Raw genomic sequence first — 15,401 nt, 5'->3', positions numbered from 1 at the left:
TTATGCGTCGTTTAAGCCCTGCAAATATCACCTGGCTGAAAGTGGTCATCTACCTTGCCGCCATTTTGCCGTTTTTCTGGCTGGTGCTTTCCGTCGATCAGGGCTGGTTCAGCGCCGATCCTGCGAAAGATATTCAGCATTTTACCGGTAGGATGACTCTGAAATTTTTACTGGTCACGCTGCTGGTCACGCCCGTCGCACGCTATGGCAAACAGCCGCTGCTTATTCGCACCCGCCGTTTGCTGGGGTTATGGTGTTTTGCGTGGGGAACGCTGCATCTTCTCAGCTATTCGTTCCTTGAGCTGGGCATCAGCAATATCCGCCTGCTCGGCAGCGAACTGATTTCGCGCCCGTACCTCACGCTGGGAATTATCTGCTGGATCATGCTGCTTGCGCTGGCCTGCACCTCCACGTTGAGGGCGCAGCGTAAAATGGGCGCATCCTGGCAAAAGCTGCATAACTTTATCTATCTGATCGCAATTCTTGCGCCGATTCACTACCTTTGGTCGGTGAAAGTGTTGTCGCCACAACCGATCATTTACGCAACACTTGCCGTCATCTTGCTGGCATTTCGCTATAAAAAATTCCGCCAGTGGCTGCGATAAGTGCCGGAACTTTTGTGTGTTCAGCCCCTCATAATTCGGGTAATTCCCCCCTCAATCTCAGGACGAGGGTTGATTATCTTCGCTGATAAGACCAGTATTTAGCTGCGAATTGCCACGATATCATTATAATGCCCGACCTCATGCCGAAGAGACGGGTCGATTTGCTGCGAAATAGGTGACAAATCGGTGACATCAGGGTATTTTCTACAATCTTTGTCTAATTGCCGGAGATAGGCTCACAATGGCGCATAAGTTTGACATTTTGCTACTTAACGGTCCTAACCTGAATTTGTTAGGCACCCGTGAGCCTGAAACGTACGGACACACCACGCTCAACGATATTGTTAAAGGTTTGGAAGTTCAGGCTGCTGCCGCTGATGTGGCACTGAGCCATCTGCAATCGAACGCAGAACATGTCCTGATTGAACGTATTCATCAGGCACGCGGAAATGTCGATTTTATATTGATCAATCCCGCGGCCTTTACCCATACCAGCGTGGCGCTGCGCGATGCATTACTGGGGGTGTCGATTCCGTTTATCGAGATCCATCTGTCGAATGTACATGCCCGTGAAGCGTTCCGGCATCATTCCTATCTTTCCGACATCGCAGTGGGCGTTATTTGCGGACTTGGCGCAGATGGTTACCACTTTGCATTACAGGCAGCGGTTAACCGCTTGTCAAAAACCCACTAATTTCTACGCAAAAAGAGTACGGAATCACACCCATGGATATTCGTAAAATTAAAAAACTGATCGAACTGGTTGAAGAATCAGGTATTTCTGAACTGGAAATTTCTGAAGGTGAAGAGTCAGTTCGTATCAGCCGTGCTGCACCTGTGCAGGCTTATCCTATGATGCAACAGGCTTACGCAATGCCTGCACAACCACAGCCTGGTCTGGCGGCTGCGGTTGCGCCAGCTGCTGCGCCTGTAGAAGCGGCTCCAGCTGCAATCAGTGGTCACATCGTTCGTTCTCCAATGGTGGGTACGTTCTACCGCACGCCAAGCCCTGACGCAAAAGCCTTCATCGAAGTGGGTCAGAAAGTCACCGCAGGCGATACCCTGTGTATCGTTGAAGCGATGAAAATGATGAACCAAATCGAAGCAGACAAATCCGGTGTTGTTAAAGCAATTCTGGTAGAAAGCGGCCAACCGGTTGAGTTCGACGAGCCGCTGGTCGTCATCGAATAACGAGGCGTACCATGGTAGATAAAATTGTTATCGCGAACCGCGGCGAGATTGCCCTGCGTATTTTGCGTGCCTGTAAAGAAATGGGCATCAAAACCGTTGCTGTGCACTCCACTGCTGACCGCGACCTGAAACACGTGCTGCTGGCAGACGAAACTGTCTGTATCGGCCCTGCACCTTCAGTAAAAAGCTATCTGAACATCCCTGCCATCATCGCGGCGGCGGAAATCACTGGCGCGGTGGCTATCCACCCTGGCTACGGTTTCCTGTCCGAGAATGCGGATTTCGCAGAGCAGGTTGAACGTTCTGGTTTTATCTTCATCGGCCCGAAAGCTGAAACTATCCGCCTGATGGGTGACAAAGTTTCTGCGATCCACGCGATGAAAGCAGCCGGCGTACCTTGCGTACCAGGTTCTGACGGCCCGCTGGGCGACGACATGGATTTAAACCGTGGCTTCGCAAAACGCATCGGCTATCCAGTCATCATCAAAGCCTCTGGCGGCGGCGGTGGTCGTGGTATGCGTGTTGTGCGCAGCGATAAAGATCTGGAACAGTCCATCAACATGACCCGTGCTGAAGCCAAAGCGGCTTTCAACAACGACATGGTTTATATGGAAAAATACCTGGAAAACCCACGTCACGTGGAAATTCAGGTACTGGCAGATGGTCAGGGCAACGCCGTTTATCTGGCTGAACGTGACTGCTCCATGCAGCGCCGTCACCAGAAAGTGGTGGAAGAAGCGCCAGCACCAGGCATTACGGAAGAACTGCGTCGTTTCATCGGCGAACGTTGTTCCAAAGCTTGTGTGGATATCGGCTACCGCGGTGCGGGTACTTTCGAGTTCCTGTACGAAAACGGTGAGTTCTTCTTCATCGAAATGAACACCCGTATCCAGGTTGAGCATCCGGTTACCGAGATGATCACCGGTGTGGATTTGATTAAAGAGCAGCTGCGCATTGCGTCCGGCCAACCTCTTTCAATCAAACAAAGCGACGTGCATGTCAAAGGCCATGCGGTGGAATGCCGTATTAACGCGGAAGATCCAAATACATTCCTGCCGAGTCCGGGCAAAATCACTCGCTTCCACGCACCTGGTGGCTTCGGTGTTCGTTGGGAATCGCACATTTACGCAGGCTACACTGTGCCTCCGTACTACGATTCCATGATTGGTAAACTGATCACTTACGGTGAAACTCGTGAAGTGGCCATTGCCCGCATGAAAAATGCGCTGGCTGAGCTGATTATCGACGGCATCAAAACCAACATTGAACTGCAAATGCGTATCATGGACGACGAGAACTTCCAGCACGGTGGAACCAATATCCACTATCTGGAAAAGAAACTCGGTTTGCAGGAAAAATAAAAGACCGTACCGTTGCGTACTCTCTTATCAAGGCCGGATATTCCGGCCTTTTTTACGTTTTGGGGGACAGGAAAATGATCACTGATAAGCGTTTTCTGCAAGCTAACCGCGAAGCCCGCTGGGCCTTTGGGCTGACGATTGCCTATCTGCTGGCGTGGTGTTTCGCCGCCTATATTCCTGATGATAAACAGGGCATTACAGGATTACCGCACTGGTTCGAAATGGCCTGCCTGCTGGTGCCTCTGGTCTTCATTCTTTTAAGCTGGCTGATGGTTCGCGTGATTTACCGCGATATTCCGCTGGAGGATCAAGATGCAAATTGAAGTTTTATTGCCGCTGATCGCCTATTTGCTGCTGGTTTTCGGCCTGTCGGTATATGCCTATACCCGCCGCCAGCAGGGCAATTTTCTGACCGAATATTTCCTCGGTAACCGCTCCATGGGCGGCTTCGTTCTTGCCATGACCCTGACCGCCACCTACATCAGCGCCAGTTCCTTTATCGGCGGCCCCGGTGCGGCGTACAAATTTGGCCTCGGCTGGGTATTACTGGCGATGATCCAGCTGCCCGCTGTGTGGCTGTCGCTGGGCGTTCTGGGTAAGAAATTCGCAATTCTGGCGCGCCGCTACAATGCGGTTACGCTCAATGACATGCTGTTTGCGCGCTACCAGAGTCGTTTGCTGGTCTGGCTGGCGAGCCTGAGCCTGCTGGTGGCGTTTCTGGGTGCGATGACCGTGCAGTTCATCGGCGGCGCCCGCCTGCTGGAAACCGCCGCCGGAATTCCCTACGACACCGGTCTGATGATTTTTGGTATCAGCATCGCGCTGTACACCGCATTTGGCGGCTTCCGCGCCAGCGTGCTCAACGATGCCATGCAAGGGCTGGTGATGTTACTGGGCACCATTTTGCTGCTGTTTGCGGTCATCCACGCCGCCGGTGGCCTGCATACCGCCATCGACAAACTGCAACAAATCGACCCTAAACTGGTTTCCGTTCATGGCGGAGATGACGTTCTTTCGCTGCCGTTCATGGCATCGTTTTGGATCCTCGTGTGCTTTGGCGTGATAGGACTGCCGCATACCGCCGTCCGCTGTATTTCCTACAAAGACAGCAAAGCGGTGCATCGCGGGATTGTGCTCGGTACGATTGTGGTCGCGGTCCTGATGCTCGGCATGCATCTGGCCGGAGCGCTCGGACGCGCCGTGCTGCCGGATCTGAAAATTCCGGATCAGGTGATCCCGACGCTGATGATCACCGTGCTGCCACCTTACGCCGCCGGGATTTTCCTCGCCGCGCCGATGGCCGCTATTATGTCGACGATCAACGCACAGCTTTTACAGTCATCTGCGACTATCGTTAAAGACTTATATCTCGGCATCAAACCGGACCAGCTGGCGAACGAGCGCAAGCTAAAACGCTTCTCGAGTTGGGCGACGTTTGTGCTGGGTTTACTGGTTCTGCTGGCCGCCTGGCGTCCGCCGGAAATGATTATCTGGCTGAATCTGCTTGCCTTCGGCGGGCTGGAAGCCGTGTTCCTGTGGCCGCTGGTACTCGGCTTATATTGGGAACGCGCGAACGCGACGGGTGCGCTGAGCTCAATGATTGTTGGCGCGGTTTGTTATACCCTGCTCGCCAGTATCGACCTGCACATTGCCGGTCTGCATCCGATTGTGCCGTCGCTTTCTCTGAGTCTGCTGGCGTTTTATATCGGCAACAAATTTGGCTCACCGGCGCGCGAAACCGCACTTAAGCCGTCCTGACCGGGCGGCACTGATTTCTACAGATTATTAAGAAGAGAATGGCTATGCCTTGGATCCAACTGAAAATTAATACCACCGGTAAACACGCGGAAACGTTGAGCGACGCGCTTATCGAAAGTGGCGCAGTATCCGTGACCTTCCAGGATACGCACGACAATCCGGTGTTTGAACCGCTGCCGGGCGAAACCCTGCTGTGGGGCGATACCGACGCGATCGGCCTGTACGACGCTGAAACTGACATGGAAGACGTGGTCGCCATGCTGGAAAACGAGCCGCTGTTGGGCAAAGGCTTCGTGCATAAAATCGAACAGCTCGAAGATAAAGACTGGGAACGTGAATGGATGGATAACTTCCACCCGATGCGTTTTGGCGAGCGTCTGTGGATTTGCCCGAGCTGGCGCGATGTGCCGGACCCGACGGCGGTTAACGTGATGCTGGATCCGGGTCTGGCATTTGGTACCGGGACGCACCCGACAACCGCCATGTGTCTGCAATGGCTCGACAGCCTGGATCTGACCGATAAAACCGTGATCGACTTCGGTTGTGGTTCCGGCATTCTGGCGATCGCCGCCCTGAAATTAGGCGCAAAACACGTCGTCGGGATCGACATCGATCCGCAGGCGATTCAGGCCAGCCGCGATAACGCCGAGCGTAACGGCGTTTCCGAGCGTCTGTCGCTGTATCTGCCAAAAGACCAGCCGGAAAACCTGTCTGCCGACGTCGTCGTCGCAAACATTCTGGCAGGCCCGCTGCGCGAGCTGGCACCGCTTATCAGCGTGCTGCCGGTTGCAGGGGGTCATCTGGGGCTTTCAGGCATTCTGGCCAGCCAGGCGCAAAGCGTCGCCGACGCTTACCGTGATGAGTTCGAACTGGATGCGGTTGCCGAGAAAGAAGAATGGTGCCGTATTACAGGCGTTAAAAAAGCCTGATTTGTTGCGTACAACCCTTTCTGTTTGTGCAGAAAGGGTTAGTTTTATCCGAAAATCCTCCCCACCCTCCTGTCACTCTGTTCCCTTCCTGCTAAAACCCTTAATATCAGCATGGTTTTATTACTCAATGTTATGAAAGGGATATTCCATGAAACGCGCATTACTGTCAGTTGTGCTGGCCGCTTTTACATTTTCGGCTTACGCCAGCGAAACCCCGCACTGGTCTTACGATGGCGACGAAGCCCCGCAGAACTGGTCAAAAATCAGCCCGGATTTTCATCTTTGCGAACAGGGAAAAATGCAGTCTCCCATCGATATCAAAGACGCCATGAAAGTGCATCCGCACCCGCTGGAACTCAGCTACACCTTACCGCCGGTGAACGTGGTCAATAATGGTCACAGCGTGCAGGTGAATGTCAGGGAAGGTGATTTTATTACCCTCGATGGTGAGAAGTTCGTGCTTCAGCAATTCCATTTCCATGCGCCCAGCGAAAACACCATTGACGGCAAATCTTTCCCGATGGAAGCGCATTTTGTCCATATGGATGCCGACGGAGAGATTGCCGTGGTAGCCGTGATGTTTGAAACCGGTGCCGCCAATCCTGAGTTGGAAAAAATCTGGCAACAGATGCCGGAAAAAATGGGTGAAACGGTGGCGCTGAAAAGCAACGTCGCGCTTTCCGGCCTGCTGCCGAAAAACCTTACCCATTACCGTTTTAGCGGATCGCTGACCACGCCACCTTGTACGGAAGGTGTTCGCTGGCTGGTCATTAAACAGCCTCTGACGCTCTCTGAGCAACAGTTAGAGAAATTCCAGCATGTTCTTCATCATGCGAATAATCGCCCCGTACAAAGCCTTCACGGCCGCGTGATCGTCGCGGAATAAAAACCTCAGAACATCAGGGCCACAGAACCGGCTTTTGTCGCCCTGAATCCTTTCTAAAAACAAGATGTCATCCGAACGTAAAATAAGTCACTTTCTGACCAAAAGACGATCTGCATCACGGATTTTTGTGGTTGTTGCTGCTTAAAACGGCAAATCAACCCTTAGAATCCGCTGTTATAAGAGGATGTTTCAGAGAGATATTAGGAATTTGCCTAAGCGCACAATTTGACCGGATTCACATAACTCAATGTAAAACCAAGATAAAAAAGAAAACCATCCTGCATTTTGCGGTTGGCAAGGTTATTTCTTATCAAATTGCTCAAAGTTTGGCCTTTCATATCGTAGCGAAAATGCGTAATATACGCGCCCTTGCGGACATCAGTATGGTCATTCCTAGTTCATGCGCATCGGACACATCCAGCTTACAAATTGCCTGATTGCGGCCCCAATGGCCGGTATCACAGACCGACCATTTCGTGCCTTATGTCATGCGATGGGGGCTGGGATGGCAGTATCTGAAATGCTCTCCTCCAATCCGGAGGTGTGGCGTACGGATAAGTCACGTTTGCGCATGGTACATAACGATGAACCGGGGATCCGCGCCGTGCAAATTGCCGGTTGTGACCCCGAAGATATGGCGGCGGCTGCACGAATTAACGTGGAAAGCGGTGCGCAAATCATTGATATCAATATGGGCTGCCCGGCCAAGAAAGTGAACCGCAAACTGGCAGGATCTGCTTTGTTGCAGTATCCGGATTTGGTTAAACAAATCCTCACTACCGTTGTGAATGCGGTAGATGTGCCAGTCACGTTGAAAATCCGTACTGGATGGGCACCGGAACACCGTAACTGTGTACAAATTGCCCAATTGGCTGAAGACTGTGGAATTCAGGCCCTGACTATTCATGGCCGAACCCGTGCCTGCCTCTTCAATGGAGAAGCAGAGTACGACAGTATTCGGACAGTTAAGCAGAGTGTTTCCATTCCGATTATCGCGAATGGCGACATAACTGACCCGCATAAAGCCAGGGCGGTACTCGACTACACCGGAGCTGATGCTCTGATGATAGGACGTGCCGCTCAGGGGAGACCCTGGATCTTCCGGGAAATCCAGCATTATCTGGACACAGGGGAGCTGTTACCTCCACCGCCGTTGGGTGAGGTTCAGCGCTTGTTAATAGGGCACGTACGGGAATTGCACGACTTTTATGGTCAAGGCAAGGGATTCCGTATCGCCCGTAAGCACGTTTCCTGGTATCTCCAGGAGCATGCCCCAAATGACCAGTTTCGGCGCTCCTTCAACGCCATAGAGGATGCCAGCGAACAGCTGGAGGCGTTGGAAGCATATTTCGAAAATCTTGCGTAACAAAAAAGAGCTGACAGAACTATGTTCGAACAACGCGTGAATTCTGACGTACTGACCGTTTCTACCGTAAACTCACAAGACCAGGTGACTCAAAAGCCTCTGCGTGACTCGGTAAAACAAGCACTTAAGGGCTACTTCGCTCAATTGAATGGTCAGGACGTGAATGACCTGTATGAGTTGGTATTGGCTGAAGTTGAACAGCCACTGTTGGACATGGTGATGCAGTACACCCGTGGCAACCAGACTCGTGCGGCCCTGATGATGGGTATCAACCGCGGTACGCTGCGTAAGAAACTGAAAAAATACGGCATGAACTGATACTAATCAGTCGTTGTCTTGAAAAGGCGCTTTCCGCAAGGAGAGCGCCTTTTTTGTTTTCTCTTTATCATGTAATACGTTGCCCCAAATTTGCTCAAAACTTAACCCAGATCAACTCAAATGAGAATAATTCTCCACTCGTTTTAACGATTAGGAATTACTTTATAGAGACAAGAAAACGTCTCTGGGAGTGACAATGATGAAGCAACTTTATATCCGTTTTACCACTGCGCTGAACAAACCTGATTTAGCCATTTTACTGCTGCGAATTACCTACGGCCTGCTGATTTTCCACGGCTGGCATAAGCTACACGACGGGCTGGGGGGCATTCAGGGTATGCTGGCAGGCTACGGCATTCCGGCGTTCGTGGCGTACGGTGTGATCATCGGCGAAGTGATTGCCCCGATCATGATGATGTTAGGGATTTTCACTCGCCTCGCAGCGCTGTCAGCCGCAGCTACGATGGTCGTTGCGTGGCTGATGGTCGGCATCCATCACACTTTCGCGTTGTCACCGGTCGGTGCCTGGGCGATTGAAGATATCGTGTATTACTTCATGGCAGCCATAGTGATTGCGCTGTTCGGCAGTGGCCGTTATTCCGTGATGAGTAACCCGTTATACCGCTGATGTTCTCTCTCAGCGTGTGTCGCAAACGAAGCACGCTGAGTTTCTGTAAATGTGATTCACCTTCTCAAAAACCCAGCCCCCTTCTTTCCACAGGGTTTTCATTGAAACATCCAATAATGGACGTAAATAAACGGTAAAGAGGGCGTTTATCGGACAACTCCCCTCTCTGGTTAGAGAGTCCGTCATGTTATACTCATATCAAGAGTCGTATTCGCCCCGCTCAACGCCTACGGATAGCCCTTCAGCTTCGCGATCCCGCCTTTTAACAGTGTCTGTAGATAGTAAAAATTGCGTCAACTTGTGTCTTTCTCAAAACATTTTTGATCGTCAGTTGTCCCAATATTTACCAGACAATCCGTACCGCGACTGAGCTATCTCGTTACGCGTTACCCCAGTTTTTTTATGCAGATGATTAGGCTTTTATGACTTCTCCTCGCTTTCGTGCATCGTTTTTACATCCGCGCTACTGGCTCACCTGGTTTGGGCTAGGCGTGCTGTTCCTGCTGGTTCAGCTTCCCTATCCGGTACTTTACCGTCTGGGCATCTGGCTTGGCCGCACGTCCATGCGCTTTCTGAAACGCCGCGTGTCGATTACCCGCCGCAACCTGCAACTGTGTTTCCCGGATTTGCCTGCCGATCAGGTTGAATCCCGGATCATCAGTAATTTTGAATCTCTCGGCATGGGCTTGCTGGAAACCGGCATGGCTTGGTTCTGGTCTGACGCCCGCGTTAAACGCTGGTTTGACGTCAGCGGCCTGCACAACCTGAAAAAGGCGCAGGAAAACAACCAAGGCGTGCTGGTTATCGGCGTGCATTTTATGTCACTGGAACTCGGTGGCCGTGCGATGGGGTTATGTCAGCCGATGATGGCGATGTACCGCCCGCACAACAATAAAGCGATGGAATTCGTGCAGACCTGGGGTCGCATGCGTTCGAACAAAGCGATGCTGGATCGCAAAGATTTACGCGGTATGGTTCACGCGCTGAAAAAGGGCGAAGCCGTCTGGTTTGCACCGGATCAGGATTACGGCCCGCGCGGCAGCGTCTTCGCACCGTTGTTTGCCGTCGATCAGGCCGCAACGACCAGCGGAACTTTCATGCTGGCACGTCTGGCAAAACCTGCGCTGGTGACCGTGGTTTTGGTACGTAAAGCCGGCGGTAAAGGTTACGAACTGGTGATTCAGCCACAGTTAGAAGATTACCCGATTGACGACGAAATGGCCGCAGCGGCTTACATGAACCGCGTGATTGAAAAAGAAATCATGCGTGCGCCCGATCAGTATCTCTGGCTGCACCGCCGCTTCAAAACACGTCCGGCGGGAACGCCTTCGCTTTATCGATAGCCGCAAACGCAATAAGATATCAGGCCCGATGCCACCGCATCGGGCTTTTTCTTTGGAAAACCTTCAACGCGAGATACATCTTCTTATGGCTAAAAAACCCGATGCGACACCTTCCATCTTTGATCACCTTAAAGATGACGACAGCTTCGATCTGTGGGGCCGTTCAGGCCTCAGCACCGCGCTCAACAAAGCCAAGCCGAAAGCGCCGGACAATGAGCAGATTGCCGCCGCGCGTAAACTGATTAAAGGCAGTAAAACTCAGGCCGAATGAAGATGTAAACCGTGCCCGACAAACCCACCTCGCGTGGGTTTTTTAATGCCTTTCGAACCGCGAAAATGCCTGAGGAGAATTTTTCAAACGACAACTTAATGACATTTCTGTAACCTCTCTTTTTACCTGCCCTGGAGAGAAGTGATGAAAAACTCTATACGTCTGGCGCTGGTCGGAGACTACCACTCCGCGATCACTGCCCATCAAGCTATTCCCCTTGCCATCGACCTCGCCGCACAACGCTTCAGCATAGAAATCCACGCTGAATGGCTATCAACCGACACAATCACCCCTGAAATCCTCGATAATTACGATGCCTTCTGGTGTGTGCCTGGCAGCCCGTACCGCTCAACCGAAGGTGCGCTGAGCGCTATCCGTTTTGCCCGCGAAAATCGCAAACCGTTTCTGGGAACCTGCGGCGGATTCCAGCACGCCATCATTGAATACGCGCGAAATGTGATGGACTGGCAGGATGCCGAACACGGCGAAACCGACACCGAAGGCCGTCTGGTCATCAGCGCGCTGTCGTGTGAAATGGTGGAAGTCAAAAGCGGGATTACGTTTGTGCCGGGCAGTATTCCGGCGCGCGCTTACGGCAAGCTGGAAGTGGAAGAAGGCTACCATTGCCGCTATGGCATCAATACTGAATTTCAGACTGCGCTGGACGCACAGCCGCTGAAAATGGTCGGCTATGATTCGAACGGCGAGGTTCGCGCCATCGAATTGCCGGAACATCCGTTTTTTGTCGCCACCTTGTTCCAGCCGGAACGCGCCGCACTAAAAGGTCAGCTTCCGCCGCTGGTGGCTGCACTCATAAAGTCCCTTCTCTGAGCTATGCCATTTCAAAATGTCTCTCAGGCCTTCGGGTCTGAGAGATTACCTCATCGTTTTGCCTCATTTTTTAACCAAATATGACGCCATATTTCCTCCTGCTGCAAAGACCGCGATCTGCACTCCAATATTGAAATATTCCGCACCGTTTTAAGGCGCTCACATTGACCGCGCACCTAAACGGGGCAATAAATTTTATAGCGCCCATCAATGTTACTGAGCAAATCCTCAAGGTGACTTGATTGATCGGGCGTTTTCCATGTTGGCACTCCCTTTGCAAAGACAGGTGCAGAGGGCGCTGCCCCATAAACAGACAGGGTGCTCAGGCACTCACACAATAATAATTTTCAGTTTTGTCTCACAGGACGCTTTATGAAAAAAATATTGCTCTCAACGCTGATTGCCGCAGCAAGCTTCGTGACACTGGCTGGTCAGGCTCACGCAGGTACCACTCTGGATGCTGTTAAAAAGAAAGGATTTGTTCAATGCGGTATCAGCGATGGCCTGCCAGGCTTCTCCTACGCTGACTCCAAAGGCAAATTCACCGGTATCGACGTTGACGTCTGTCGCGCGGTGGCTGCTGCCGTGTTTGGTGATTCTGAGAAAGTAAAATACACCCCGCTGACCGCAAAAGAGCGTTTCACCGCCCTGCAGTCTGGCGAAGTGGACATCCTGTCCCGTAATACCACCTGGACCTCTTCCCGCGATGCGGGCATGGGAATGATCTTCGCCGGCGTGAACTACTACGACGGCATCGGTTTCCTGACTCACCAGAAAGCCGGTCTGAAAAGCGCGAAAGAACTGGATGGCGCAACCGTCTGCCTGCAAGCCGGTACGGATACCGAGCTGAACGTAGCCGATTACTTCAAAGCCAACAAAATGACCTACACCCCGGTGACCTTCGACCGTTCAGACGAAAGTGCGAAAGCACTGGACTCCGGCCGTTGCGATACCCTCGCTTCCGACCAGTCTCAGCTGTACGCACTGCGTATCAAACTGGGTAAACCGGACGAGTTCATCGTTCTGCCAGAAGTTATCTCTAAAGAACCCCTGGGCCCGGTCGTACGCCGTGGTGACGAAGACTGGCTGGCCGTTGTGCGCTGGTCACTGTTCGCCATGCTGAACGCCGAAGAAATGGGCGTGACGTCTAAAAACGTTGAACAACTGGCCGCTAACCCGACCACACCAGACATGAGCAACCTGCTGGGCAAAACCGGGACTTACGGCGCTGACCTGAAAGTGCCAAATGACTGGGTGGTGAAAATCGTTAAACAAGTCGGTAACTACGGCGAAAGCTTTGAACGCAACGTCGGTCAGGGCAGCGAGTTGAAAATCAAACGAGGCCAGAACGCATTGTGGAATGCAGGCGGGATCCAATACGCACCACCTGTCCGCTAATTTTATCCTTCGTACTTGACGTTGCAGCGGCGTTGGCGGCACTCGGTCACCCGAATCACTGACCTGAGTCAGCTCATCGGGATTCCCCGCTTGCCGCCTTGCTGCAACGCCAATTACTTGGATAAACAAAAGTTGAGTCTGATAAAGGAAGCTGATGTACAGGCCGTTCCCCGGTGCATCACTTCCACTGTTTTACCCGCAGGTCGAGGTTTTTATGTCGCAACGCCCAACCGGAAAAGGATCGTTCTCGCTGACCAACCCAGCCGTACGAGCCTGGATTTACCAAATTTTCGCGGTGGTGTTGCTGGTAGCCTGTCTTGGTTACCTGCTCCACAACACCATTACCAATCTAACGACGCGAGGGATCACCTCGGGATTTGCGTTTCTTGAAAAAGGTGCCGGTTTCGGCATTGTTCAGCATCTTATCGACTACCAGGAAGGCGACACCTACGCACGCGTATTTGTTATCGGTCTGCTGAACACGCTGCTGGTTTCCGCGCTGTGTATCATTTTCGCGTCGATTCTCGGGTTCATTATCGGGTTAGGACGCCTTTCCGATAACTGGCTGATCCGCAAAGTGTCAACGGTCTACATCGAGACTTTCCGTAATATTCCCCCGCTGCTGCAAATCTTCTTCTGGTACTTCGCCGTGTTGCGAAACCTGCCGGGACCGCGTCAGAGCCTGAACGCTTTTGACACGATTTTCGTCAGCAACCGCGGCCTGTATCTGCCGTCGCCAGAACTAGCGCCGGGCAGCCTCGCAGGCCTTATCGCGCTGCTGTTGGCGGTTGCCGGAATTGTGGCGCTGCAACGCTATAACCATTTCCGTCAGATCCACACCGGACGCGTCTGGCGCATCTGGCCGTGGGCTATTGTGATGCTTATCGTCCTCCCGGGGTTAGCTCATCTAATTTTCGGGCCCGCGCTGCACTGGGATATGCCTGCGCTGCGCGGATTTAACTTCCGCGGCGGCATGGTGCTCATTCCGGAACTGGCCGCGCTGACGCTGGCGCTGTCCGTGTACACCTCCACGTTTATCGCGGAAGTGATCCGCTCCGGTATTCAGTCGGTTTCGCACGGTCAGCATGAAGCAGCCCGTTCGCTCGGCTTGCCGAATCCGGTCACGCTGCGTCAGGTTATTTTACCGCAGGCCATGCGGGTGATTATTCCGCCGCTGACCAGCCAGTATCTGAATATCGTGAAAAACTCCTCTCTGGCGGCCGCGATTGGCTATCCGGATATGGTGTCTCTGTTTGCCGGTACCGTGCTCAATCAGACCGGTCAGGCGATTGAAACCATTGCCATCACGATGTCCGTTTACCTGATTATCAGCCTGGTCATCTCCTTCCTGATGAATATTTATAACCGGCGTATTGCGCTGGTCGAGCGTTAAGGGAAATCCATGACGATGACAACACTTCCTCCCGGAGTCAGAGCCGTCAAGCCCGGTACGCCAGTCGGGACTGCCGTGCTGTGGGCGCGCAAAAATCTGTTCTCCAGCTGGTTTAACAGCCTGCTGACGCTGTTTTGTTTATGGCTGATGTGGCTGGTGATCCCTCCCCTGCTGAACTGGGTGATTTTCCAGGCCAACTGGGTCGGAACCGCACGAACGGACTGCACCAAAGCCGGTGCCTGCTGGGTGTTTATCCATGCGCGTTTCGGACAATTCATGTACGGTCTGTATCCGTTTGAACAGCGCTGGCGTATTAACGTCACCCTGATTGTCGGTCTGCTGACGCTGGCACCCATTTTCTTCAAAGCGATGCCACGCCGCGGTCGTTACATCACGGCCTGGATTGTTCTGTTCCCGATTTTCACCTGGATCATGCTTTACGGCGGATTCTTTGGTCTGAGCCTCGTCGAAACCCGCCAGTGGGGCGGCCTGACGCTGACGCTGATCATCGCCGCAGTCGGCATTGCCGGTGCGTTACCGCTGGGGATTATGCTGGCGCTGGCACGACGTTCGCGTTTGCCGATCGTGCGTATTCTGTCGGTGATTTTCATCGAATTCTGGCGCGGCGTGCCGCTGATTACCGTGCTTTTCATGTCCTCGGTGATGCTGCCGCTGTTCATGACCGAAGGAACCAACATCGACAAACTGGTGCGCGCACTGGTGGGTGTGGTGCTGTTCCAGTCGGCATATGTCGCGGAAGTGGTCCGCGGCGGTTTGCAGGCGCTGCCAAAAGGCCAGACCGAAGCCGCCGAATCGCTGGCGCTCGGCTACTGGAAAACGCAGGGTTTAGTCATTCTGCCGCAGGCGCTGAAAATGGTGATACCGGGTCTGGTCAACACCATCATCGCGCTGTTTAAAGACACCAGTCTGGTGATCATTATCGGCCTGTTCGACCTGTTCAGCAGCGTCCAGCAAGCCACCGTCGATCCTGAATGGCTCGGCATGTCGACCGAAGGCTACGTCTTCGCCGCTGCCGTCTACTGGATTTTCTGTTTTAGCATGTCGCGTTATAGCCAGCATTTGGAAAGACGCTTTCACACCGGGCGATCCGCACACTGAGGTA

The 15,401-nt window shown here is 52.8% G+C and carries 17 protein-coding genes; all 17 read left to right on the top strand.

The annotated features are described in order from the left end of the window. The first annotated feature begins 2 nt into the window (after positions 1-2). The 17 genes from msrQ (at position 3) to ACLBVC_RS17545 (ending at position 15,397) form a co-directional block, all read left to right on the top strand. Positions 3-605, top strand: coding sequence for a protein-methionine-sulfoxide reductase heme-binding subunit MsrQ (gene msrQ / locus ACLBVC_RS17625; RefSeq protein WP_410150705.1), 603 nt, complete (start codon positions 3-5; stop codon positions 603-605). 241 nt (positions 606-846) lie between these two features. Beyond that, the gene (gene aroQ, locus ACLBVC_RS17620) at positions 847-1,299 is read left to right on the top strand and encodes a type II 3-dehydroquinate dehydratase (protein ID WP_013577295.1); all 453 of its coding nucleotides are present in this window, start codon (positions 847-849) and stop codon (positions 1,297-1,299) included. Positions 1,300-1,331: 32 nt separating this feature from the next. Continuing rightward, on the top strand, positions 1,332-1,796 hold the full coding sequence (accB, locus tag ACLBVC_RS17615; RefSeq protein WP_104924226.1) for an acetyl-CoA carboxylase biotin carboxyl carrier protein: 465 nt from the start codon (positions 1,332-1,334) through the stop codon (positions 1,794-1,796). Positions 1,797-1,807: 11 nt separating this feature from the next. After that, positions 1,808-3,157, top strand: a complete 1,350-nt coding sequence (gene accC / locus ACLBVC_RS17610; protein WP_101074928.1) for an acetyl-CoA carboxylase biotin carboxylase subunit — start codon at positions 1,808-1,810, stop codon at positions 3,155-3,157. A 74-nt stretch (positions 3,158-3,231) separates the two neighbouring features. Further along, positions 3,232-3,480 (top strand): YhdT family protein, encoded by a 249-nt coding sequence (locus tag ACLBVC_RS17605; RefSeq protein ID WP_104924224.1) that lies wholly within the window; start codon positions 3,232-3,234, stop codon positions 3,478-3,480. Further along, a complete protein-coding gene (panF, locus tag ACLBVC_RS17600; RefSeq protein ID WP_410150704.1) occupies positions 3,470-4,915 on the top strand; it encodes a sodium/pantothenate symporter in 1,446 nt (481 codons plus the stop codon). Before ACLBVC_RS17605 ends, panF begins: the two co-directional genes overlap by 11 nt. A 44-nt stretch (positions 4,916-4,959) precedes the next feature. After that, positions 4,960-5,844: a 50S ribosomal protein L11 methyltransferase gene (prmA, locus tag ACLBVC_RS17595; protein ID WP_410150703.1), complete on the top strand. Its 885-nt coding sequence runs from the start codon at positions 4,960-4,962 to the stop codon at positions 5,842-5,844. A gap of 148 nt (positions 5,845-5,992) precedes the next feature. Further along, the gene (locus tag ACLBVC_RS17590; protein ID WP_410150702.1) at positions 5,993-6,730 is read left to right on the top strand and encodes a carbonic anhydrase; all 738 of its coding nucleotides are present in this window, start codon (positions 5,993-5,995) and stop codon (positions 6,728-6,730) included. A 400-nt stretch (positions 6,731-7,130) separates the two neighbouring features. Beyond that, positions 7,131-8,096: a tRNA dihydrouridine synthase DusB gene (dusB, locus tag ACLBVC_RS17585; protein ID WP_410150701.1), complete on the top strand. Its 966-nt coding sequence runs from the start codon at positions 7,131-7,133 to the stop codon at positions 8,094-8,096. A 21-nt stretch (positions 8,097-8,117) separates the two neighbouring features. Continuing rightward, positions 8,118-8,414, top strand: a complete 297-nt coding sequence (fis, locus tag ACLBVC_RS17580; RefSeq protein ID WP_004097144.1) for a DNA-binding transcriptional regulator Fis — start codon at positions 8,118-8,120, stop codon at positions 8,412-8,414. Between the two features lie 196 nt (positions 8,415-8,610). Further along, a complete protein-coding gene (locus ACLBVC_RS17575) occupies positions 8,611-9,042 on the top strand; it encodes a DoxX family protein (protein ID WP_410150700.1) in 432 nt (143 codons plus the stop codon). A gap of 422 nt (positions 9,043-9,464) precedes the next feature. Further along, entirely contained in the window at positions 9,465-10,385 is a 921-nt protein-coding gene (gene lpxP, locus ACLBVC_RS17570; RefSeq protein ID WP_410150699.1) for a kdo(2)-lipid IV(A) palmitoleoyltransferase, read from the top strand. Positions 10,386-10,470: 85 nt separating this feature from the next. Further along, positions 10,471-10,656, top strand: coding sequence for a hypothetical protein (locus tag ACLBVC_RS17565; protein WP_195816284.1), 186 nt, complete (start codon positions 10,471-10,473; stop codon positions 10,654-10,656). Positions 10,657-10,800: 144 nt separating this feature from the next. Further along, positions 10,801-11,487, top strand: a complete 687-nt coding sequence (locus tag ACLBVC_RS17560; RefSeq protein WP_410150698.1) for a CTP synthase C-terminal region-related (seleno)protein — start codon at positions 10,801-10,803, stop codon at positions 11,485-11,487. 372 nt (positions 11,488-11,859) lie between these two features. Next, positions 11,860-12,885 (top strand): amino acid ABC transporter substrate-binding protein, encoded by a 1,026-nt coding sequence (locus tag ACLBVC_RS17555; protein ID WP_101074918.1) that lies wholly within the window; start codon positions 11,860-11,862, stop codon positions 12,883-12,885. 214 nt (positions 12,886-13,099) lie between these two features. Continuing rightward, positions 13,100-14,278 carry an amino acid ABC transporter permease gene (locus tag ACLBVC_RS17550; protein ID WP_410150697.1) on the top strand — a complete coding sequence of 393 codons (1,179 nt, stop codon included), beginning with the start codon at positions 13,100-13,102 and terminating at the stop codon, positions 14,276-14,278. A gap of 9 nt (positions 14,279-14,287) precedes the next feature. After that, the gene (locus ACLBVC_RS17545) at positions 14,288-15,397 is read left to right on the top strand and encodes an amino acid ABC transporter permease (RefSeq protein WP_410150696.1); all 1,110 of its coding nucleotides are present in this window, start codon (positions 14,288-14,290) and stop codon (positions 15,395-15,397) included. Positions 15,398-15,401: the final 4 nt, after the last annotated feature.

Origin of the sequence: Rahnella selenatireducens (assembly GCF_046449555.1) — a bacterium.
Lineage (GTDB): Bacteria > Pseudomonadota > Gammaproteobacteria > Enterobacterales > Enterobacteriaceae > Rahnella > Rahnella selenatireducens.
Note: the sequence above shows the minus strand (reverse complement) of the source record. Positions and strands in the feature narration are given on the sequence as shown.

What these genes read in the sequence shown, in the direction of transcription:
- msrQ (WP_410150705.1), top strand. Translation starts at nt 3, where the DNA reads ATGCGTCGTTTAAGCCCTGCAAATATCACCTGGCTGAAAGTGGTCATC.
- aroQ (WP_013577295.1), top strand. Translation starts at nt 847, where the DNA reads ATGGCGCATAAGTTTGACATTTTGCTACTTAACGGTCCTAACCTGAAT.
- accB (WP_104924226.1), top strand. Translation starts at nt 1,332, where the DNA reads ATGGATATTCGTAAAATTAAAAAACTGATCGAACTGGTTGAAGAATCA.
- accC (WP_101074928.1), top strand. Translation starts at nt 1,808, where the DNA reads ATGGTAGATAAAATTGTTATCGCGAACCGCGGCGAGATTGCCCTGCGT.
- ACLBVC_RS17605 (WP_104924224.1), top strand. Translation starts at nt 3,232, where the DNA reads ATGATCACTGATAAGCGTTTTCTGCAAGCTAACCGCGAAGCCCGCTGG.
- panF (WP_410150704.1), top strand. Translation starts at nt 3,470, where the DNA reads ATGCAAATTGAAGTTTTATTGCCGCTGATCGCCTATTTGCTGCTGGTT.
- prmA (WP_410150703.1), top strand. Translation starts at nt 4,960, where the DNA reads ATGCCTTGGATCCAACTGAAAATTAATACCACCGGTAAACACGCGGAA.
- ACLBVC_RS17590 (WP_410150702.1), top strand. Translation starts at nt 5,993, where the DNA reads ATGAAACGCGCATTACTGTCAGTTGTGCTGGCCGCTTTTACATTTTCG.
- dusB (WP_410150701.1), top strand. Translation starts at nt 7,131, where the DNA reads ATGCGCATCGGACACATCCAGCTTACAAATTGCCTGATTGCGGCCCCA.
- fis (WP_004097144.1), top strand. Translation starts at nt 8,118, where the DNA reads ATGTTCGAACAACGCGTGAATTCTGACGTACTGACCGTTTCTACCGTA.
- ACLBVC_RS17575 (WP_410150700.1), top strand. Translation starts at nt 8,611, where the DNA reads ATGATGAAGCAACTTTATATCCGTTTTACCACTGCGCTGAACAAACCT.
- lpxP (WP_410150699.1), top strand. Translation starts at nt 9,465, where the DNA reads ATGACTTCTCCTCGCTTTCGTGCATCGTTTTTACATCCGCGCTACTGG.
- ACLBVC_RS17565 (WP_195816284.1), top strand. Translation starts at nt 10,471, where the DNA reads ATGGCTAAAAAACCCGATGCGACACCTTCCATCTTTGATCACCTTAAA.
- ACLBVC_RS17560 (WP_410150698.1), top strand. Translation starts at nt 10,801, where the DNA reads ATGAAAAACTCTATACGTCTGGCGCTGGTCGGAGACTACCACTCCGCG.
- ACLBVC_RS17555 (WP_101074918.1), top strand. Translation starts at nt 11,860, where the DNA reads ATGAAAAAAATATTGCTCTCAACGCTGATTGCCGCAGCAAGCTTCGTG.
- ACLBVC_RS17550 (WP_410150697.1), top strand. Translation starts at nt 13,100, where the DNA reads ATGTCGCAACGCCCAACCGGAAAAGGATCGTTCTCGCTGACCAACCCA.
- ACLBVC_RS17545 (WP_410150696.1), top strand. Translation starts at nt 14,288, where the DNA reads ATGACGATGACAACACTTCCTCCCGGAGTCAGAGCCGTCAAGCCCGGT.